The following is an 18,313-nucleotide window of genomic DNA, read 5'->3' as shown; positions in this document are numbered from 1 at the left end:
GGCGCGATGTGCGCCCATATCGGGTGCAGCAGAACAGGAGTCTCAAATGCAGACGCGCAACAAAGTAATGGACGACATCAGCCAGTTGATGACCAACGCGATGGGCGTGGCCCAGGGCGCGAAGGACGAGGCCGAGACGGCGATGAATGGCATGATGGATCGTTGGCTGGCGAACCGGAACCTCGTGACCCGCGAAGAATTCGACGCCGTGCGCGCCATGGCCCAAAAAGCCCGTGAAGAGAACGAGGTGCTCAAGGCCCGTCTGGACGCGCTGGAAGGCAAGTAAGCCCCCCCGACTTTCTGGAACCGCTCCCTCAGGGGGGGGGGCGGTTTTTTTGTGCCCGCGCCCTTGATGCCAAACTTTTGCCCCGAGTGCCGGCCAAACATGCGCCATGGATACCATGGCCCTTGTTCAATCGATCCCCATCTTCCCCGGCTTTTGGGCCCTTTTGGGGGTCATCCTGCTTCTGGGCCTTTTCACAGGCAAAGGCCGCCGCAGCGCACCGGCGTCCCTGCGGCGAACGCTCAGGTCCATACGCCGTGCCCCCCTGACCCCGCAGCTCGTGTTGAACCAATCCGAGCGCAAAGTGCACCGAGAGTTGTCGCATATTGTCGCCGAAAGCCGTGCGCATACGCTCTTGTCACAGGTCTCCATGGGAGAGTTCCTTCGGCAGGACGGCCAGCAAACCTCACGCGCGACCTGGCAAACCGTATTCAACGCCTTCAACGCCAAGCGGGTCGATTTCCTGATCGTGGATGCCGATTGGCTGCCCATCTTTGTGATCGAGTACCAGGGCAGCGGTCATTTTCAAGGCAACGCCCGCGACCGCGATGCCATCAAACGTGCTGTCTGTGACCGGGCTGGTATTGCCTTCATCGAAGTCGTAAGCAGCGGGCTAAGCGCCGCGCAGGCCCGTGATCTGCGCCAAGGGTTAACGCAGCATAGCGTGCTGGCGGCAGAGTAGGCCACGACACTTACCCACACCTTCCCCCCAGCCTCTCCACAGAAATCTGTGGATAACTCCCGGTCTTGTGGATCGTCTTGACAAAACCGCAATATCTTGTGGGTATCCGCGAAATTCACGACTCGGCCCGGTTTCCCCAACAAAAATAATTCTTTACAGCGAGTCCCCAAAGGACCACCATATTTCGTAGGGATTGAGGCCGAGCAGCCAAGCCCTAGGAAAGACACCCAGTCTGTGGGGAGTCTTGGGATTGAACCACCAAGGCCGCGCGGGCTGCCAACCTGGAAGGTTTGGGGCTATGTCGCACGCGGAAGAATACATCGATATCGAGGACCTGCATCCAATCGATATCGTCGAAACCCTCGCCACCCACCATGCGTGGGACTTTGATCGCATCGCCGATGATCAGATCGCCATGTCGATCGAAGGGCAGTGGCGCACCTACTCCATCACGCTCGCCTGGTCCGCCTATGACGAGACGCTGCGGATGATCTGCACCTTCGATCTCGACCCGCCCGAGGAAACCAGGCCCAAGCTGTTCGAGGCGCTCAACCTTGTGAATGACCGCTGTTGGGCCGGGGCCTTCACCTACTGGGCCGCGCAAAAGCTGATGGTGTACCGCTACGGGCTGGTGCTGGCCGGAGAGCAGCTGGCCTCGGCTGATCAGATCGCCTGCATGGTGGAAACCGCCGTCATCGCGTCCGAACGCTATTACCCTGCCTTCCAACTGACGCTGTGGTCCGACAACACGCCCGAGCAGGCAATGAACGTCGCCATTGCGGAAGGCTTCGGCCGCGCCTGAAACGCCGTCCGACGCCCTGCCTGACCGCAACGGGCCGTGATCCGGGCTAGGGCACCGGAACACTTTGGCAACACCTGTGGCACCGAAGCGCGCTGCCCCCCTTTTCCTGACCTATTTGCGCTGTCACTCTCTCTTGCGCAGCATGCGCTGTTATCAGAGCCTTGGGGGGCACTACGATGGATATGACGCAGGTGAACAGCCGCGGGTTGGTGTTGCTTGGCTGTGGCAAGATGGGCTCTGCCATGTTGCAGGGCTGGCTGGCGGGCGGCATGTCGCCCGAGGCGGTGCATATCATCGACCCCAATCCGTCGGAGTGGCTGCAAGGCACGGGGGTGTCGATCAACGGTGATCTGCCCGAAAATCCGGCGGTTCTCATGATCGCGGTGAAACCTCAGATGATGCAGGAAGCCCTGCCGCAGGTCGCACGCTTCGGTGGCGGTGGCACGCTGATCCTGTCGGTGGCCGCTGGCACGCCGATCCAGACCTATGAACGCGCCTTCGGGCCGGGCACGCGCGTCGTGCGCTCCATGCCCAATACGCCCGCCGCGGTGGGCAAGGGGATCACCGCGATCGTCGGCAATGCCGAGGCGACGGCAGAGGATCTGGACCTGGCCGAAAGGATGCTTTTGGCGATTGGCCAGGTCGTGCGTCTGACCAGTGAATCGCAGATCGATGCTGTCACGGGCATCTCGGGCTCTGGCCCGGCCTATATCTTCTATATGATCGATGCGCTGGCCGCCGCAGCCCGGGCCGAGGGTCTGCCCGAGCAGATGGCGATGCTTCTGGCCAAGGCCACTGTCGCAGGCGCGGGCGCGCTGGCCGAACAGTCGGATGAGACGCCCGAGCAGTTGCGCATCAACGTGACCTCCCCCAATGGCACGACGCAGGCGGGGCTGGAGGTGCTTATGGGCGAAGGCGGTCTTGCGCCGCTGATGCGCAAAACCGTGGCCGCCGCAACGCACCGCTCACGCGAATTGCGCAAGTAAACCCGCACGAGAGGGCCGATGACCGAAATCTCCTTTGACGACTTCCTGGCCGTCGACATCCGCGTCGGCACCATCACCCGTGCTGAGGATTTCCCCGAGGCCCGCAAACCTGCGATCAAGCTGTGGGTCGATTTCGGCGATGAGATCGGCGAGAAGAAATCCTCGGCCCAGATTACCGCCCACTACAGGCCTGAAAGCCTTGTCGGCAAACAGGTGATGGGCGTCGTCAACTTTCCACCCCGCCAGATCGGCCCGGTCCGCTCCGAGGTTCTGATCCTCGGCCTCCATGACGCGGATGGTGGCGTGGTGCTTGTCGGCCCGGATCAAGCCATCGCCAACGGAGAACGCCTATGCTGAGCCTTCTGATTTCCCGTCGCCTGCCCGATAGCGTGATGGCGGCGGCGGAGGCGCGCTTTGACGTCACCTGCCGCGCCACGACGCAGCCGATGGACCACGCCGAATGCGTCGCCGCCCTGCGCGAACACGATCTGATCCTGCCGTCCTTGGGCGACGCCTTCACCGCCCAGGCCTTCGCCGACGCGCCCGCGCCCAAAGCCAAATTGCTGGCGAACTTCGGTGTCGGCTACAACCACATCGACGTGGGGGCGGCGCGCGCCGCTGGCGTCGAAGTCTCCAACACGCCGGGCGCTGTCACCGATGCCACCGCCGATATCGCCCTCACGCTGATCCTGATGACCGCGCGCCGCGCCGGAGAGGGCGAGCGGATGGTGCGGGCGGGCGCCTGGACCGGATGGCATCCCACGCAAATGCTGGGGATGCATGTGTCGGGAAAGACCGTCTGCGTTGTGGGCATGGGCCGCATTGGCCAAGCCATCGCCAAGCGCTGTCACTTCGGGTTCGGCTGCAAGGTCGTCTTCGTGAACCGCTCGCAGAAACAGATGGATTTCCCTGCGGAACAACTGCCCATGGACGATGCATTGGCGCGGGCGGACATCGTCGTTCTGGCCGCCCCAAGCGGCGCGGAAACGCATCACCTGATGGGTGCCGCGCAATTCGCGGCGATGAAACCCGCGGCGATCTTCGTCAATATCTCTCGTGGGGACGTGGTGGATGAGGCGGCGTTGATCGCGGCGCTGGAGGCCGGGCAGATCGCGGGCGCGGGGCTGGATGTCTTTGAGTTCGAACCCGCCGTGCCCGATGCCCTGCGCGCCATGGAAAACGTGACGCTCCTGCCGCATCTGGGCACGGCGGCGCTGGAAGTACGCGAGGATATGGGCCGCATGGCGCTGGACAACGTGATCGCGGTGGCCGAAGGGCGGGCCGCGCCCAACGCTGTCTGATCGCCCCCCTCCTCGAGCCTTTTCGGCTCTCCTCGCAGCAGTATTCCCGACCCCGTGGCGACAGGCAGGGCGGAGCCCGGCGTAGACTCCGATTTCGCCAAGGTGCTAAGGTAAAAAATGTCCCTCAGCCAAGACCTTGATCTTATTCTCGACGTTGTGAATCGGGTCGATCCCAGCTTTGCAACCGTCGCGCCGGGGATCATTGATCGCTGTGTCGAAGACCTCCAGCGGCACGCCGCGCGTGATGCCAGGGAAGAGTTCTTGCTGTCTGCGATGCAACTTCTGGCGCTTCCCGGAAATGGGCACACCCGCCTGATCCCGAATGATGCGATCTCTGTCTTGCCACTCCGATTTGTGACCATCGGCACGTCGACATTTCTGACCAAGACTTCATCTGCCCTTGCGGAGCTTCCCATCGGCAAGGTGATCGCCGTGAACGGCAGACCGGTCGCAGAGATTGAGCTTGCGGCAGCGAAATATCTGGCAGGCACCCGGCAAAGACAGCGCGTGATTGGACCTCTCTTGTTGGCATGGCCCGCAGCACTGGCACGTCTGGGCTTTGCCCCTTTCGCGCATCGGACAGAGTACCATATCCAGAGTGCAAGCGGACAAATGACGTGCGTGAAACTGGAGCACACCAACACGATCACGGCGACTGAAATATACCCAAGAAATGAACACGGCCAAGCTGATCCAGTTTGGAATTTCAAGGGTTTTGCCGATGTCGGGGATTGTTCCGCGCGCGGCCTCTCCATTGCCCTGCCAAGCTTCTTTGATCCCGACGGAAAGGCGTTGTCGGCCGCAATCGAGAGGGCGGCCACATTCGTCCGGTCGCACCCGGGCAGGTTCCTTGTGATCGACGTGCGCGGCAACACCGGGGGCGACTTTCTGGAAACGATGCCCTTGATTGATGCCATCACCGAATGCGCAGGGGCGTGTGGCTGCGCGGTGCTTGTGGACAAGTTCACGTTTTCCGCCGCAATCGTCTTTGTTGCACTTCTCAAGTATCGGCTTGGAAGCAAACTGAAACTTGTCGGAGAAGAAATGGGCGACGGGTTGCGGTTTTTTGCGGAGGGCGACCTGATCGAGTTGCCGATCAGCGGTGCGTTCATTCGCTATTCATCGGCCCTTCACGATTGGGAAACCGGATCCATCGACGAAACCACGCCGCCCGAGATCGCGCGCCAGATTGTACCCGTCCTCAAACTGGACATGGACCGGCATTGGGTTGCAGATCCATTCGACACGACATCGCGCGATGCCGTTTATGGCATGCTTGCCGAAGAAATGGCTTAGAACGCGGAAGCCCGCTGCGTCCGCTCAGTAGCCCGTTGCGCGCAGGACCGTTTTACGTCGTCACGTCGCCCACCGCGTCGCGGAAATGCTTGCGGCACAGGCTGATGTAGCGGTCGTTGCCGCCCACCTCGATCTGCGCACCGTCGGCAACGGCGTTTCCGTTTTCATCCACGCGGATCACCATGGTGGCCTTCCGCCCGCAATGGCAGATGGTGCGGACTTCTCGCATTTCATCGGCCAGCGCCAGTAGCGCGGCAGAGCCGGGAAACAGCTCGCCCCGGAAATCCACGCGCAACCCGTAGGTCATGACCGGCACGCCAAGGTCGTCGACCGCGCGGGCCAACTGCCAGACCTGTTCGCGGGTCATCCATTGCGCCTCATCCACCAGCACGCAGGCGCAGGGGCCTTGCGCCAATCGCGCCTCGATCTTGGCGAAGAGATCATCGGATTGGGTGTAGGTGTCGGCCTCGGCCTCGATCCCGATCCGGGACCCGATCACACCCTTGCCCGCGCGGTCGTCGAAGTTGGCAGTCAACAGATAGGTCTGCATCCCCCGCTCGATATAATTGTAGGAGGCTTGCAACAGCAGGGTCGATTTGCCCGCGTTCATGGTGGAGTAGTTGAAATAAAGCTTGGCCATGGGTCTTGGTTTGGCCCAAGTGGGCGGCGCTGGCAAGACGTTGACGGGGGTGCGCAAAGCGGGTCTTCTGGCACGCAGAAAAAGGGACGAAGCGATGAGCGATACGGACGGGATTACGGCACGCGGCTACCTCAAGCGCCACACGGAACGCTTGATCAAGGATGTAGGCTATGCGGCGGCATGTGAGCTGACCGGGCGGTCCAAGGCCACGCTGGGGCGCTATTTCTCGGAAAGCGACGAGCACGCGGATCGGTTCATGCCGGTGGATGCCGTGGCGGCGCTGGAGGCGGCCTCCAGCTTTCCCCATGTGACGGCGGCCCTGGCCGAGTTGAACGGTGGCCAGATGTCTTATGGCTCGGACAAGCGCAACGCGGTGCGGGGGGACAATCAGGGCAACGTGAATTCCAACGTCATCGCGCTTAGCCAGCGGTTCGCGATCCTGATGTCGGAATACCACGTGGCGATCGAGGATGGCGTCATTTCGGTCAACGAGACGCGGCGGCTGTTGGAAGAAACCCTGGAACTTCAGAAGGTTCTGGTAGAGATGAAGCTGCGGCTGGAGGCCGACAGCCGCAGTTAAGGGGCCAGCGCCTTGGCGGCGAGGGACTGGAACATCCGTTGGTAATCGTGCGCGCCCGCCCGCTCCAACTGGCCCTCTTCGACCTCTTCCACCGACCAGATCAGCGATTGCGCCGGATCATGCAGCATCGCCCAATCGCCGAACAGACGCGTGTCGATGGGCCCCTCGGACCTTGCCACAACCTCCACATGGCGGTCGTCCCTCTTGATCCGTGCGTAGGTCGCGCTGAGCGCGCGCGAGGGGCCTTCCAGATACTGCATGAACACATCGCGCCGACAGATCAGCGCCCCGGTCACGCCGTCGCGCGTGTTTGCGGCGCGGGCATCCAGAAGGATGCCGTTCAGATCGGCGGGGTCATAGCCGAAGGGCACAGAGGTATAGATCAGATGGGAAAGGTGCGCCATGGGACGGGCTCCGGCTGGGGTCGTGCAACCCTACGCGGGCAGTCGGGGGATGTCTTGCAGGAAATCCACGCGGGCCATCTCCGGTCGCGAAACCACCTGCCAAGGGCGATAGCCGTGCGCCAAGTGGCGCGCCAGATGGATCAGGCCGATTTCTCAAGGATCACGGAGCCCACGGAATACCCGGCCCCGAAAGAGCAGATCAACCCGGTGTCGCCGGGTGCCAGGTCATCGGAATACTTGGCAAAGGCGATGATCGAACCGGCGCTGGAGGTGTTGGCATAGTCTTGCAGAATGTTGGGCTGCTCTCCGTCCTCGGGCACGCGGCCCAGAACCTTCTTGCCGATGTAATCGTTCATCGTCTTGTTGGCCTGATGCAGCCACAGGCGCTTCAGATCGCCCGCCTCGACGCCCTCGGCTTCCATGTGATCGGCGATGTGGCGCGACACCAGCGGCAGCACTTCCTTGAACACCTTGCGCCCGTTTTGCATGAAGAGCATGTCGCGGCGGTCTTCCATATGGCCTTCGCGCGTGCGGCGCAGGAAGCCGTTGTTGTTGCGGATGTTGTTGGAAAATTGCGTGGCGCAGCGGGTTGATTTGATGAGGAATTTTTCGCCTTTCGCCAGATCCGCCCGCTCGATCAGAACGGCCGTCGCGACATCGCCGAAGATGAAGTGGCAGTCGCGGTCGCGCCATTCCAGATGGGCCGAGCAGATTTCCGGGTTCACCACCAGCGCCCGCTTGATGGAGCCCGAGCGGATCATGTCCGCCGCCGCCTGAATGCCGAAGGTGGCCGAGGAGCAAGCGACGTTCATGTCAAAGCCGAAGCCCTGAACGCCCAGGGCCTCCTGGATCTCGATCGCAATTGCCGGGTAGGCGCGTTCGTGGTTGGAAGCGGCGCAGATGACGGCGTCCACATCGCCCGCGTCCACGCCCGCCATGTCCAACGCTTTCTGGCAGGCATCCACGCCCATTTCCGCCATGAAACCGGGGTCTTCCATGGACCGCTCTGGCAGCCAGGGGTGCATCACCTCCGGGTCCAGGAGGCCCGATTTATCAAGCACGTAGCGGCGTTCAATGCCAGAGGCCGCAACGATGAATTCGGACGAGGAATGGGCCAACTCATCGACCTCACCGGCCGCGATGGCGGCGGCGTTCTCGGCGTTCCACCGGTCGGCGTAGCCGTTGAAAGCCACGACGAGTTCGTCGTTGGAAATGCTCTGATCCGGGGTGAACACCCCGGACCCGGTGATGGCTGGCTGAAACATATCGCTCTCCACACGAGGGCCCCCAGTTGCGCGAGAAACGGGAGGGGCGTCAAGGCGGCTGACGTTACGTCGTGGCGTCCGGGGCGTGGCACACGGCTTCGATGTTGTTGCCATCGGGGTCGAGGACGAAGGCGCCGTAATAGTCGGGATGGTAGTGGGGCCGCAGGCCGGGCGCGCCATTGTCCGTGCCGCCTGCTGCCAGGGCCGCCGCGTGGAAGGCATCGACCTGCGCGCGCGACGCGGCGGTGAAGGCAAAATGCACGGGCGGTGACTGCGCCGCGCCCGCGTGGATCCAGAATTGCGGGCGGTCCTGTCCAAAACCACCAACCGCCACACCTTCGGTATGCTCGGGCGGGACGGTGAACAGATAGCGGGACCCAAGGGGCGCAAGGGCGGCGGAGTAGAAGGCTTTCGCCGCCTCGAAGTCCGAAACGCTGAGGCCGGAATGATCAATCATCGCAAGCCCTTACCTGTGCTGGTCGATCAGGATGACATTGCCATCGGGGTCGCGGGTGACGAAACTGCCGGGGCCGCTGGCCTCGCCCGCTTCCTGCTCGACCGGATAGCCCGCCGCCGCGACCGTGTCGCGGATCGCGCGAACGTCGTCGAAAGCGTCCAAGGGCTGCGCGGCCTGATCCCAGCCTGGATTGAAGGTCAAAAGGTTCCCTTCGAACATGCCGTGAAAAAGGCCGATCAGCGTGTCGCCGTTCTTCATGATGAGGTAGCCGTGATCGGGGTCGCCGCCCATCTGGCTGAAGCCAAGCGTTTCGTAGAAGGCCCTGGATTTCGCCAGATCCCGTACCGCCAAGGACACCGAGAATGCGCCGAGTTTCATGGGAAGCCCTCCGTTTTCAGGGGCTCAGGCTAGGGCAAAAGGGGATATGCGCAAAGAAAAACCGGCGGCAAGGGGGCCCTGCCGCCGGTTCGGTCACATCCTTGGCCTATGCTGCGAAGCCAAGCTTGTGGACGTGGATCTCGAAGATCGGGTGCGTTTCCGCGCCCACCACATTGTCGGTGTAGTGCCGATAGATGGAGCGCCAGAAGGGTTGGATCACGACACCTTCGTCGATCATGATCTGCTCGATCTGGGCCATCAGCTCGGACCGCGCCTCGGCATCCGCGATGGCGGAAGCATCGGCCAGCAGACTGTCGAATTCCGCGTTGGCAAACCCGGTCTCGTTCCAGGCGGCCCCCGTGGTATAGGCCAGCGTCAGGTTCTGGACACCCAAGGGGCGGTGGCCCCAATCGGTTGAACTGAAGGGATAATTTGCCCAATCGTTCCAGAACGTGCTGCCCGGAATGATGGTTCGGGTCACGTTGAAACCGGCGTCGCGCAGTTGGGCTGCAAGGGCGTCGGTCGTGGGACGGCGCCAGCTATCATCGATGGAAATCAGCTCATGCTCGAAATCCGTCGCGCCTGCTTCCTCCATCAACGCCTGCGCGGCGGCCACGTCTTGGACCGCAGGGCCGATATCGGCGTATTCGGGATGGATCGGGCAGACATGGTGGTTTTCGGCCACCGTGCCCAAACCGTTCACGCCCAGTTCCATCAGCACGCGGTTGTCGGTGGCAAGGGCCAGCGCGCGGCGCACCCGGACGTCGTCGTAGGGCGCATTGGTCTGGTTGGTGCGCAACACCAGCGAATTGGCGGAAATCGCCTCGGACTTGGTCCAGCCGATGGCGTCCATGACGTCGATGAAGTCACCCAGCGTCTCGTAGAGCATGTCGACTTCGCCGGCCTCGACGGCGGCGATGTGCGCGGCCTGATCCTGGCCCAGATCAATGTATTCGATCCGGTCCAGAAACGCGCCGGTGCCTTCGCCCCACCAGGTGTGATCGGTGTTGCGTTCCACCACGGCGCCAACGCCCACTTCCAGCGACACAAGGCGGTAAGGCCCTGTTCCCACGGTATTATCCGACGGATTGCCGGTGAAGCCGTTCTGCACGATCGCCGCCGCATAGTCGGACATGGTGGGCAGGATGGTGATGTCGGGACGCGACAGGTTCAGGCGGACGGTATGCTCGTCCACCACCTCGATCGCGCCGTCGCGCGCGGCGTCGCCTTCCATCAGCGCGGCCATGCGCGAGGCCATGGAGTTGCCCTCCATCGAGGCGTCGCACCAGCGGGTGATGTTGTAGGCGACATCGGCCGAGGTGAACGGCGTGCCGTCGCTCCATTGCACGCCTTGGCGCAGGTTCAGCACATATTGGGTGGCGTCGTCGTTGACCTCCCACGAGGTCAGAAGGCGGGGCTCGAACACGCCATCGGCGTTGTATTGCACGAGGTATTCCAGCCACCCGCGCGAAACGTTGGCCATTTGCGGCCAGTCATAGGTCGGCGGATCTTTCAGCGCGCGCACGTCCTGCTGAATGCGCAGCGTGCCGCCGGTCGCGATGTGGCCGTCGGCACGGGCGGGGGCCGCGCCGATCAGCGCATAGGCTCCGACGGCAGTGACGCCAAGTGCGGTCGCGCGGGTCAGGAACTCGCGTCGGTCCATGGTGCCGTCCGCCACTTCCTGCGCATAGGCGCGGGCGGCGGGGTGAAGGTCGTGTGCATTGTACAATGTCACGTCGTGGATCTCCCTATTGGACCTTTTGAAAAGGTGCCGCATGGCCCGTTTGCGACATGATTGATTAAAAGCGACATTGGCCAGTCGTTCAATGGCTATCCGCGCAAGGGGCGGGCGGCGGTTGACTTGGAGGCCGGAATGGCCACCTTGAGCGCAACGACAAAAAGGTTGAGCAGCATGGCCACACCTCCCGCACCCTTCGCCCGGTTCGAGTTTCTGATCGCCTGGCGTTACCTGCGCGCGCGGCGCAGTGATGGTGGCGTGTCCGCGATGACCTGGATCAGCTTCCTGGGCATCATGCTGGCGGTGATGGCGCTGATTGCAACGCTGGCGGTCCGGGCCGGGTTTCGCCATGAATTCGTAGGCATCATCCTGGGCGCGAACCCCCATGTGGCGGTCTACGATCTTGCGGAAATGAACGACGCGGGCCGTCTGGAGCGCACGTTGGAGGAATACGAGGCCGTGGCCGAAGCGGTGCGCGCCGTGGACGGCGTGACGCATGCGGCGGCGGTGATCCGGGGGCAGGTGTTGTCCAGCTACCGGGGGCGGAATTCCGCCGTGGAAGTGACCGGGATCTCGCCCGAGGATCTGGCCGCGGTGCCCTTGGTGGCGGAGCCGGAATGGCGCCAGGGCAGCTTGAGCGATTTCGGGCAGGAGACGCAGTTCACGCCCGACATGGAGGGCGCACTGCCAATGCCGGGCGGGCCGGGGATCGCCATCGGCTCGGGCGTGGCACGGGAATTGGGCGCAAACGTCGGCGACCGGATCAGGCTGATTTCACCCGACGGGGCGCGCACGCCCTTCGGCACCTCACCGCGCGTGTCGACCTACGAGGTCGTCTATATCTTCCAGGTGGGCCGCTGGGACATCGACCGCACCCGCGTCTATCTGCCGTTCGAGGAGGCGCAGACCTACTTCAACCGCGACGGCGTGGCCGACGAGGTGCAGGTGACGGTCAGCAACCCCGAACAGATCTCGCAATACGTCCTGCCCCTGTTGCAGGCGGGGGGCGATGTGCAGATCTGGACGTGGGAAGACTCGTCCGGCGCCTACCTGAGGGCGTTGCAGATGGAGGACAACATCATGTTCATCATCCTGTCGATCCTGGTGCTGATCGCGACGATGAACATCGTGTCGGGCCTGATCATGCTGGTGAAAAACAAGTCGCGCGACATCGGGATCCTGCGCACGGTGGGGCTGAGCGAGGGGTCGATCCTGCGGGTGTTCTTCATCTGCGGATCAGCCATCGGGATCGCCGGAACGCTGGCGGGCGTGGCGCTGGGATGCGCCTTCGCGATCTGGATCGACCCGATTTTCAGCTTCGTGAACTACGTCGCGGGCGGCGGGGTTTGGGACCCGTCCGTGCGGATGATCAGCGCACTGCCCGCGCGCCTGGAGGGCGGTGATGTGCTGACCGCAATGGCCCTGTCACTGGGGTTGTCGTTCGTGGTGACGATCTTCCCGGCGCGGCGCGCGGCCCGGATGAACCCGGTGGAGGCGTTGCGCTATGAATAGTTTGGTCCTTGAGGGTATTGAAAAATCCTACAACCACGGCAAACCTAACGAGATCAACGTGCTGCGCGGGGCCTCGGCCACAATCGCTCGCGGAGAGATCGTGGGCCTGATCGCGCCCTCGGGCGCGGGCAAGTCAACGCTGTTGCAGATCGCGGGGCTTTTGGACACGGCGGACGCGGGCCGGGTGGAGATCGGCGGCGAGGTTGTCACGGGCGCATCGGATCGCGCGCGGACCACGGCGCGGCGGGGCAAGGTGGGCTTCGTCTACCAGTTCCACCACCTGCTGCCGGAATTCTCGGCGGTGGAAAACATCGTGCTGCCGCAGCTGGCCCATGGCGCCTCGGCGGCGGCGGCGGAGGCGCGCGCGCTGGATCTGCTGGGCCGCGTCGGCATGGCGGCCCGCGCGACGCATCGGCCCGGAGAGCTTTCGGGCGGCGAGCAGCAGCGCGTGGCTTTCTGCCGTGCGCTGGCCAATGCGCCCGCGCTGATGCTGGCCGACGAGCCGACGGGCAACCTGGACCCGGCGACCTCGGACACGGTGTTCGACGTGCTGATGGAATTGGTGCGCGGCACCGGTCTGTCGGCGTTGATCGCGACGCACAACCATGAATTGGCCGCCCGCATGGACCGGGTCCTGCGGCTGGATGAGGGTGTTCTGGTCCCGGCGTGAGGCGTTTTTTGAAGGAGGGGGTGGGTGGGCCCACCCACCCACCCCTCTGGGGGCTCTGCCCCCTTGCCCCCCGGGATATTTTTGGAACGGGGAAAGGGCCCGGTCGCGGTATGAAGCGGCGGGGGGAGGCTGTTGGCGGAGGGTCTCGGTTTGGCGGTGCCGCATTGGCCACGTTCTGGTTTGTCGTATCTTGAATAGAAAAGCGGCGCCGCTTGGGAACGGCAGCAATGGCCCCTCCGGCGTCACCCGGAAGGCAGATCGATGCGCAAAGGTCTGGTCACGTGCCACCTGCGCCCAATGAAGGGGCGGTCTGGGGCGGCGCGGACCCGTGCCGGTGCTAGAGCACGGGGCCTTGAGGGCGCCCGTGCGGTGATAGCTATCGGGGAAGGTGTATAGGACGGCTTTTGGAGGTGTTGCGCGTTTTCGCGGTATAGCGCGCGGTGCCCCCTTAGCCAGCCGCCCTGTCGAAGAGCGCCAAGATCGCCTGTAGGGACTGCGTGCGCAGGACATCGGTTTCCATCAGCACTTCATGCTCGCCCCCTTCGATGCTGAGGTAGCTGCCCTTGGGCCAACTGGCCATGCGGGTCTTGACGGCGTCGATGTCGACGACGCGTTCTCCGGTGCCGACGATGGCGACGGTCGGCATGTCCAGCGGTTCCAACTCCATCAACTCGGAGGTCTCGATGATCGCCGCCTTGACCCAGGTCAGCGAGGGGCCGCCGAGGGACAACTCGGGGTGTTTATCGGTCTGGCGCGACATGTAGTCGAACTGGTTGCGGTCCGTGGTGAGCGTGTTGTTCTCGAACTCCAACGGCTCCCACGGGCCGGTGGTCGGCGCGAAGGCCTTGCCGAAGCCGAAGGGCCCGGCAAGGACCATCACCAGCGGCGAGACCGTCTTGAGCAGAGGGGCCATTTGCAGGCCCCACATCGGGCCGGTGAAAGCAGCCGCCGCCACGGGCAAGCCGTCGTAGAGCGCGCGCAACCCGATACAGCCCCCCATGGAGTGACCGATGAGGAACCACGGCTTGGGCAGGTTCATCGATTCCATCGCCGCCCGGAAGGCCGCGACATCCTGGCGGTATTCATCGAACGACACGACATGGCCCATGTCGCGGCGATGGGCGGGGCGGTCGGAAAGGCCCTGACCCCGCCAGTCAAACGCCGCCATCCCGTAGCCGTGGGCCGCAAGATCACTGGCAACGCGGCCATATTTCTCGACATATTCGGTGCGGCCGGGGAACATCAGCACGGTGCCCTTGGCGCCGTTCGGCCATACGGCCATGCGCAGGCGGGTGCCGTCTTGCGCCCGGACCCAAGAGGCCGCCACATCGGACGGCCCCTCTGCCACGTCGGCGTAAAAGGGCGCGGGCTCGGTCATGTCAGCCGTCTTGAGCATCAGCTGAGCGCGGACCCAAGCTTCATCGCGGTGCCCATGTCGCCGTCCAGAGACAGCTTGCCGGACATGAAGGCGGCGGTGGGGTTCAACTCGCCGGACATGATTTCCTGGAAGACGTCGGCGTCGGCGGACATTGTCACATCGGCGGCTTCACCGTCTTCGGCGGCGCGCACGCTGGTGCCGTCCACGATCACGGCGCCTTCGCCTTCGATCTCGAACTTGGCGGTGCCGTCGAAATCGGCCCCAGCCATCTTTTCGCTCAACGCCGCGACTGCGGCCTCGATGATTGCATTGCTCATGAAATGGGTCCCCTTGTTTCCCTATCCCTGCACGAAACCGTCTTCTTGATCTAGTATTGCCCGTAAGGAATGCTACGTTTCGACCATGACGATTCAGAAACCCATCATCAACGCTCTCGTTGCGGCAGTCTTGTGCGGGATTCCCGTAGTTGCGCAGGCGCAATCGACCGCCGACGATTTCCTCGACCGCCTTGCCAACCCAGAGCTGCGCAACTGGGACGTGGTAGAGGCCGACGTCTATCAACGCTGGCAAATCTCGGGCTCGGCGACGGCCGATTACCTGCTGCGCCGGGGACTGGAAGCCATGGAGGCCGAGGATTTCGAGGCCGCCTATGACCATCTGACCGCGCTGACCGACCATGCGCCGGATTTCGCCGAGGGCTGGAACGCCCGCGCCACCCTGTTTTTCGAACAGCAGATGTTCGGCCCCGCCATTGCCGATATTCAGCGCGTGCTGGCGCTGGAGCCGCGCCACTTCGGCGCGCTGACTGGCCTGGGCGTGATGCTGCAAGACATGGGCAACACCGATGGTGCACTTGCGGCTTTTGAGGCAGCCCACGCCATTCACCCCAATCAACCCGATATCCAGCGGCTCCTTGATGGGCTGCGCGTGTCGCTTGAAGGCGAAGCGCTTTAAGCGGTCCTTGGTCGGGAGACTGAACAGTGCAACCTTCCTCCCGCGTGGCGGCCATTCTTGGCCCCACGAACACCGGCAAGACCCATTACGCGATTGAACGGATGCTGGCCCATCGCACCGGTGTCATCGGCCTTCCGCTTCGGCTTCTGGCGCGCGAAGTCTACGACAAGGTGGTGGCGCTGAAAGGCCCTTCGGTCGTGGCGCTGGTCACCGGAGAGGAACGGATCGTGCCGCCGCGCGCAGCCTATTGGGTCTGCACCGTGGAGGCGATGCCCACCGCCACCGGCGCCGATTTCCTGGCGGTCGATGAGATCCAGCTCTGCGCGGATCCCGAACGCGGCCATGTTTTCACCGACCGTCTGCTGCACGCGCGCGGGCTGCACGAGACGCTGTTCATGGGCGCATCCACGATGCGCAACGCCATTGCCGACCTGATCCCCCGGTGCGAATTCATGCACCGTGAGCGTTTTTCACAGCTTGTGTATGCAGGTTCGAAAAAGTTGAGCAGAATGCCGGGCCGCAGCGCGATTGTGGGATTCTCGGTTGAAAATCTCTATGCTACGGCGGAATTGCTAAGGCGTCAGAAGGGCGGGGCGGCGGTCGTCATGGGGGCGCTCAGCCCGCGCACACGCAATGCCCAGGTGGAGCTGTACCAGAACGGCGATGTCGATATTCTGGTGGCCACGGACGCCATTGGCATGGGCCTGAACCTCGACATCAAGCACGTGGCCTTCTCGGGCCTGCGCAAGTTCGACGGGCGCAAGATGCGCGATCTCTGGCCGAATGAATTGGCGCAGATCGCGGGTCGCGCCGGGCGCCATACACAGGACGGCAGCTTTGGCGTGACAGGCGAGGCACCGCCCCTGGACGAGGGGCTGGCCGACGCGATCGTCAACCACCGTTTCGCGCCGGTGCGCAAACTGATGTGGCGCAATTCGGACCTTGAGTTCGGCAGCGCCGAGCGGCTGGTCGCTTCGCTGGAAGAACGCACGGACGACGAATGGCTGACGCGCGCCCGCGAAGCCGATGACGTGCAGGCCCTGAAGACGCTGATCGCCCGGCCCGAAATCGCGCAGCGCCTGGGCGACGCGCGCGCCGTGCGGCTGTTGTGGGACGTCTGCAACATCCCTGATTTCCGCGGCATCTCTCACGCTGAACATGCCGAGCTTTTGGGGCGCATTTTCGAGTTCCTCCACGAGACGCGCCGCGTCCCCGACGACTGGCTGGCCCGTCAGGTCAAGCGGATTGATCGCACGGAAGGCGACATCGATACGCTGTCCAAACGCCTTGCCTATATCCGAACCTGGACCTACGTGGCGCAGCGCACGGGGTGGGTCGATGACGAAAGCCATTGGCGCGGGGCGACTCGTGCCGTAGAAGACCGCCTGTCAGATGCGCTACACCAGGCCCTGACATTGAGATTTGTCGATCGGCGGACGAGCGTGCTCCTCCGGCGATTGAAGCAGAGGGAGAGCCTTGTGGCCGAAGTGAACGAGAATGGGGAAGTCAGTGTCGAGGGCCAGGTCCTTGGCCGGATCGAGGGTTTCCGTTTCCGCATGGATGAAACGGCGACTGCCGATGAGGCGAAGACGCTGCAAAGCGCCGCCATGGCAGCCCTGCGGCCCGAGTTCCACCTGCGTGCGGACCGCATGTACAACGCCCCCGACACCGAGTTCGACCTGACAGAGCAGGGCGGCTTGATGTGGGGCGACATGGCCGTGGGCAAGCTGGTGAAGGGTTCTGAGCCGCTGAAACCCATTGCCGAGGCGTTTGTCGATGCGGACGCGGGCGCCGAGGTTGTGCAAAAGGTCCAGCGCCGGCTGCAACACTTCATCGACCGCCGCATTGCCGCCCAGTTCGAGCCGCTTCTGGCGATGTCCCGCGATGAGGCCGTCACCGGCCTTGCGCGCGGCGTTGCCTTCCAGCTTCTGGAAGGCTTCGGCATCGTGCCCCGCGCCGAGATCGCCGACGACATCAAAGCACTGGATCAGGAGGCGAGGGGCCTTTTGCGGAAGCATGGTGTGCGTTTCGGCCAGTACACGATCTTTCTGCCCCTGCTGTTGAAGCCCGCGCCCACGCGTCTGCGTGTGGTTCTTTGGGGCCTGGCGCAGGACTTCGATACCTTCCCCGACAGCCCGCCGCCGGGCCTTGTGACGATCCCGGTCGTCGAAGGCGCGCCCGCGGGCCACGCCACGATGACCGGCTACCGCGAAGCGGGGGCCCGCGCGATCCGTGTGGATATGCTGGAACGCCTCGCCGACATGCTGCGCAATGAGAACAGCCGTGCCGGGTTCGAGGCCAATCCTGATATGCTGTCGATTTCCGGCCTGACGCTGGAGCAATTCGCCGATCTGATGGGCGGTTTGGGCTACAAAGGCGAGCGTGCGGAGCGCCCCAAGGTGAAAGCCGCGCCAGCCGCGGCCGCCCCGCCGAAGGCGTCTGAAGCGACCGCGCCGGAGGCGACTGAAGCGACCACGCCGGAGGCGACTGACACAACCACGCCGGAGACCGCTGCGCCGGAAGCGCCTGAAGCAACCACGCCGGAGGCGCCTGCGGGGGACGTTGAGCCTGCCGCGACCTTTGCGCCCGAAACGATGGACGAGGATCTTGTGGGCGTCGACGTGCCAACCGGCCTTGAAAACGCACAGACACCCGAAGCCCCGGTCGAGATGGAGGTCTATTACACCTTTACCTGGGCCCCCCGTGGCCGCGGCAACGCACGCCCCCGTCGCGCGGACGGTGGGCAGGCAGGGCGTGCGGAAGGTGGCCAAGGCAAGCGCAACGAGGGCGGCGGCAAGCGCCCTGCTGGCAAGGGCGCGCCCGGCAAGCATCGCGGTCAGGGCAAGGGCGGCAACCGTCCGCAGCGCCCCGACAAGGCCGATAACAAGCCCAAGACATATTCGGCCCGGCCCGAGAAATCCGCCAAGGTCGATCCCGACAACCCCTTCGCGGTCCTCGCAGCCCTGAAAGACAAGTCATAAGCGACG

20 protein-coding genes are annotated in these 18,313 nt (G+C 63.8%); 12 read left to right on the top strand and 8 right to left on the bottom strand.

The window, feature by feature from the left end; translation table 11 throughout:
* The first annotated feature begins 46 nt into the window (after positions 1–46).
* The 7 genes from KUL25_RS10210 to KUL25_RS10180 all read left to right on the top strand — a co-directional run bounded on the left by KUL25_RS10210 (position 47) and on the right by KUL25_RS10180 (position 5,350).
* Positions 47–286 carry an accessory factor UbiK family protein gene (locus tag KUL25_RS10210; RefSeq protein ID WP_068365207.1) on the top strand — a complete coding sequence of 80 codons (240 nt, stop codon included), beginning with the start codon at positions 47–49 and terminating at the stop codon, positions 284–286.
* A 115-nt stretch (positions 287–401) separates the two neighbouring features.
* Positions 402–965: a DUF2726 domain-containing protein gene (locus tag KUL25_RS10205; RefSeq protein WP_257892848.1), complete on the top strand. Its 564-nt coding sequence runs from the start codon at positions 402–404 to the stop codon at positions 963–965.
* Positions 966–1,263: 298 nt separating this feature from the next.
* On the top strand, positions 1,264–1,767 hold the full coding sequence (locus KUL25_RS10200; RefSeq protein WP_257892847.1) for a type III secretion system chaperone family protein: 504 nt from the start codon (positions 1,264–1,266) through the stop codon (positions 1,765–1,767).
* Positions 1,768–1,943: 176 nt separating this feature from the next.
* Complete coding sequence (proC, locus tag KUL25_RS10195; protein WP_257892846.1) at positions 1,944–2,753, top strand: pyrroline-5-carboxylate reductase; 810 nt, start codon at positions 1,944–1,946, stop codon at positions 2,751–2,753.
* Positions 2,754–2,771: 18 nt separating this feature from the next.
* On the top strand, positions 2,772–3,110 hold the full coding sequence (locus KUL25_RS10190; RefSeq protein WP_257892845.1) for a tRNA-binding protein: 339 nt from the start codon (positions 2,772–2,774) through the stop codon (positions 3,108–3,110).
* Positions 3,107–4,054, top strand: a complete 948-nt coding sequence (locus KUL25_RS10185; RefSeq protein ID WP_257894841.1) for a 2-hydroxyacid dehydrogenase — start codon at positions 3,107–3,109, stop codon at positions 4,052–4,054. The genes KUL25_RS10190 and KUL25_RS10185 overlap by 4 nt, the downstream gene beginning before the upstream one ends.
* A 117-nt stretch (positions 4,055–4,171) precedes the next feature.
* Complete coding sequence (locus tag KUL25_RS10180) at positions 4,172–5,350, top strand: S41 family peptidase (protein ID WP_257892844.1); 1,179 nt, start codon at positions 4,172–4,174, stop codon at positions 5,348–5,350.
* Between the two features lie 52 nt (positions 5,351–5,402).
* On the opposite strand, the gene KUL25_RS10175 is transcribed toward KUL25_RS10180, so the two are convergent.
* Positions 5,403–5,990 carry a thymidine kinase gene (locus tag KUL25_RS10175; RefSeq protein ID WP_068365226.1) on the bottom strand — a complete coding sequence of 196 codons (588 nt, stop codon included), beginning with the start codon at positions 5,988–5,990 and terminating at the stop codon, positions 5,403–5,405.
* A gap of 94 nt (positions 5,991–6,084) precedes the next feature.
* Between KUL25_RS10175 and KUL25_RS10170 the strand changes: the two genes are divergently transcribed.
* On the top strand, positions 6,085–6,570 hold the full coding sequence (locus KUL25_RS10170; protein ID WP_257892843.1) for a hypothetical protein: 486 nt from the start codon (positions 6,085–6,087) through the stop codon (positions 6,568–6,570).
* On the opposite strand, the gene KUL25_RS10165 is transcribed toward KUL25_RS10170, so the two are convergent.
* The 5 genes from KUL25_RS10165 to KUL25_RS10145 all read right to left on the bottom strand — a co-directional run bounded on the left by KUL25_RS10165 (position 6,567) and on the right by KUL25_RS10145 (position 10,737).
* Positions 6,567–6,974: a BLUF domain-containing protein gene (locus KUL25_RS10165; RefSeq protein WP_257892842.1), complete on the bottom strand. Its 408-nt coding sequence runs from the start codon at positions 6,972–6,974 to the stop codon at positions 6,567–6,569. The genes KUL25_RS10170 and KUL25_RS10165 overlap by 4 nt on opposite strands.
* 140 nt (positions 6,975–7,114) lie before the next feature.
* A complete protein-coding gene (locus tag KUL25_RS10160; protein WP_257892841.1) occupies positions 7,115–8,239 on the bottom strand; it encodes a beta-ketoacyl-ACP synthase III in 1,125 nt (374 codons plus the stop codon).
* 64 nt (positions 8,240–8,303) lie between these two features.
* Positions 8,304–8,696 (bottom strand): VOC family protein, encoded by a 393-nt coding sequence (locus KUL25_RS10155; RefSeq protein ID WP_257892840.1) that lies wholly within the window; start codon positions 8,694–8,696, stop codon positions 8,304–8,306.
* 9 nt (positions 8,697–8,705) lie between these two features.
* Positions 8,706–9,074: a VOC family protein gene (locus KUL25_RS10150; protein WP_257892839.1), complete on the bottom strand. Its 369-nt coding sequence runs from the start codon at positions 9,072–9,074 to the stop codon at positions 8,706–8,708.
* Positions 9,075–9,180: 106 nt separating this feature from the next.
* A complete protein-coding gene (locus KUL25_RS10145) occupies positions 9,181–10,737 on the bottom strand; it encodes an ABC transporter substrate-binding protein (protein ID WP_257894840.1) in 1,557 nt (518 codons plus the stop codon).
* A 249-nt stretch (positions 10,738–10,986) separates the two neighbouring features.
* On the opposite strand from KUL25_RS10145, the gene KUL25_RS10140 reads away from it, so the two are divergent.
* Together KUL25_RS10140 and KUL25_RS10135 are read left to right on the top strand one after the other, a co-directional pair.
* Positions 10,987–12,324, top strand: coding sequence for an ABC transporter permease (locus KUL25_RS10140; protein ID WP_068365265.1), 1,338 nt, complete (start codon positions 10,987–10,989; stop codon positions 12,322–12,324).
* Entirely contained in the window at positions 12,317–12,994 is a 678-nt protein-coding gene (locus KUL25_RS10135) for an ABC transporter ATP-binding protein (RefSeq protein WP_257892838.1), read from the top strand. Before KUL25_RS10140 ends, KUL25_RS10135 begins: the two co-directional genes overlap by 8 nt.
* A 448-nt stretch (positions 12,995–13,442) precedes the next feature.
* On the opposite strand, the gene KUL25_RS10130 is transcribed toward KUL25_RS10135, so the two are convergent.
* Both KUL25_RS10130 and KUL25_RS10125 read right to left on the bottom strand, forming a co-directional pair.
* Entirely contained in the window at positions 13,443–14,390 is a 948-nt protein-coding gene (locus KUL25_RS10130; protein WP_257892837.1) for an alpha/beta fold hydrolase, read from the bottom strand.
* Positions 14,390–14,689 carry an SCP2 sterol-binding domain-containing protein gene (locus KUL25_RS10125; RefSeq protein ID WP_068360088.1) on the bottom strand — a complete coding sequence of 100 codons (300 nt, stop codon included), beginning with the start codon at positions 14,687–14,689 and terminating at the stop codon, positions 14,390–14,392. Before KUL25_RS10125 ends, KUL25_RS10130 begins: the two co-directional genes overlap by 1 nt.
* Positions 14,690–14,774: 85 nt before the next feature.
* Here KUL25_RS10125 and KUL25_RS10120 point away from each other — a divergent pair, with 85 nt between their 5' ends.
* Both KUL25_RS10120 and KUL25_RS10115 read left to right on the top strand, forming a co-directional pair.
* Entirely contained in the window at positions 14,775–15,326 is a 552-nt protein-coding gene (locus KUL25_RS10120; RefSeq protein WP_257892836.1) for a tetratricopeptide repeat protein, read from the top strand.
* 26 nt (positions 15,327–15,352) lie between these two features.
* Entirely contained in the window at positions 15,353–18,307 is a 2,955-nt protein-coding gene (locus KUL25_RS10115) for a helicase-related protein (protein ID WP_257892835.1), read from the top strand.
* Positions 18,308–18,313: the final 6 nt, after the last annotated feature.

Origin of the sequence: Gymnodinialimonas phycosphaerae, assembly GCF_019195455.1 — a bacterium.
GTDB classification, from domain to species: Bacteria; Pseudomonadota; Alphaproteobacteria; order Rhodobacterales; family Rhodobacteraceae; genus Gymnodinialimonas; species Gymnodinialimonas phycosphaerae.
This window is presented reverse-complemented; position numbering and strand designations above follow the sequence as displayed.

Bases quoted from the DNA above. Each gene is read 5' to 3' on its own strand.
- KUL25_RS10210 (WP_068365207.1), top strand. From the start codon at position 47: ATGCAGACGCGCAACAAAGTAATGGACGACATCAGCCAGTTGATGACC.
- KUL25_RS10205 (WP_257892848.1), top strand. From the start codon at position 402: ATGGCCCTTGTTCAATCGATCCCCATCTTCCCCGGCTTTTGGGCCCTT.
- KUL25_RS10200 (WP_257892847.1), top strand. From the start codon at position 1,264: ATGTCGCACGCGGAAGAATACATCGATATCGAGGACCTGCATCCAATC.
- proC (WP_257892846.1), top strand. From the start codon at position 1,944: ATGGATATGACGCAGGTGAACAGCCGCGGGTTGGTGTTGCTTGGCTGT.
- KUL25_RS10190 (WP_257892845.1), top strand. From the start codon at position 2,772: ATGACCGAAATCTCCTTTGACGACTTCCTGGCCGTCGACATCCGCGTC.
- KUL25_RS10180 (WP_257892844.1), top strand. From the start codon at position 4,172: ATGTCCCTCAGCCAAGACCTTGATCTTATTCTCGACGTTGTGAATCGG.
- KUL25_RS10175 (WP_068365226.1), bottom strand. From the start codon at position 5,990: ATGGCCAAGCTTTATTTCAACTACTCCACCATGAACGCGGGCAAATCG.
- KUL25_RS10170 (WP_257892843.1), top strand. From the start codon at position 6,085: ATGAGCGATACGGACGGGATTACGGCACGCGGCTACCTCAAGCGCCAC.
- KUL25_RS10165 (WP_257892842.1), bottom strand. From the start codon at position 6,974: ATGGCGCACCTTTCCCATCTGATCTATACCTCTGTGCCCTTCGGCTAT.
- KUL25_RS10160 (WP_257892841.1), bottom strand. From the start codon at position 8,239: ATGTTTCAGCCAGCCATCACCGGGTCCGGGGTGTTCACCCCGGATCAG.
- KUL25_RS10155 (WP_257892840.1), bottom strand. From the start codon at position 8,696: ATGATTGATCATTCCGGCCTCAGCGTTTCGGACTTCGAGGCGGCGAAA.
- KUL25_RS10150 (WP_257892839.1), bottom strand. From the start codon at position 9,074: ATGAAACTCGGCGCATTCTCGGTGTCCTTGGCGGTACGGGATCTGGCG.
- KUL25_RS10145 (WP_257894840.1), bottom strand. From the start codon at position 10,737: ATGGACCGACGCGAGTTCCTGACCCGCGCGACCGCACTTGGCGTCACT.
- KUL25_RS10140 (WP_068365265.1), top strand. From the start codon at position 10,987: ATGGCCACACCTCCCGCACCCTTCGCCCGGTTCGAGTTTCTGATCGCC.
- KUL25_RS10135 (WP_257892838.1), top strand. From the start codon at position 12,317: ATGAATAGTTTGGTCCTTGAGGGTATTGAAAAATCCTACAACCACGGC.
- KUL25_RS10130 (WP_257892837.1), bottom strand. From the start codon at position 14,390: ATGCTCAAGACGGCTGACATGACCGAGCCCGCGCCCTTTTACGCCGAC.
- KUL25_RS10125 (WP_068360088.1), bottom strand. From the start codon at position 14,689: ATGAGCAATGCAATCATCGAGGCCGCAGTCGCGGCGTTGAGCGAAAAG.
- KUL25_RS10120 (WP_257892836.1), top strand. From the start codon at position 14,775: ATGACGATTCAGAAACCCATCATCAACGCTCTCGTTGCGGCAGTCTTG.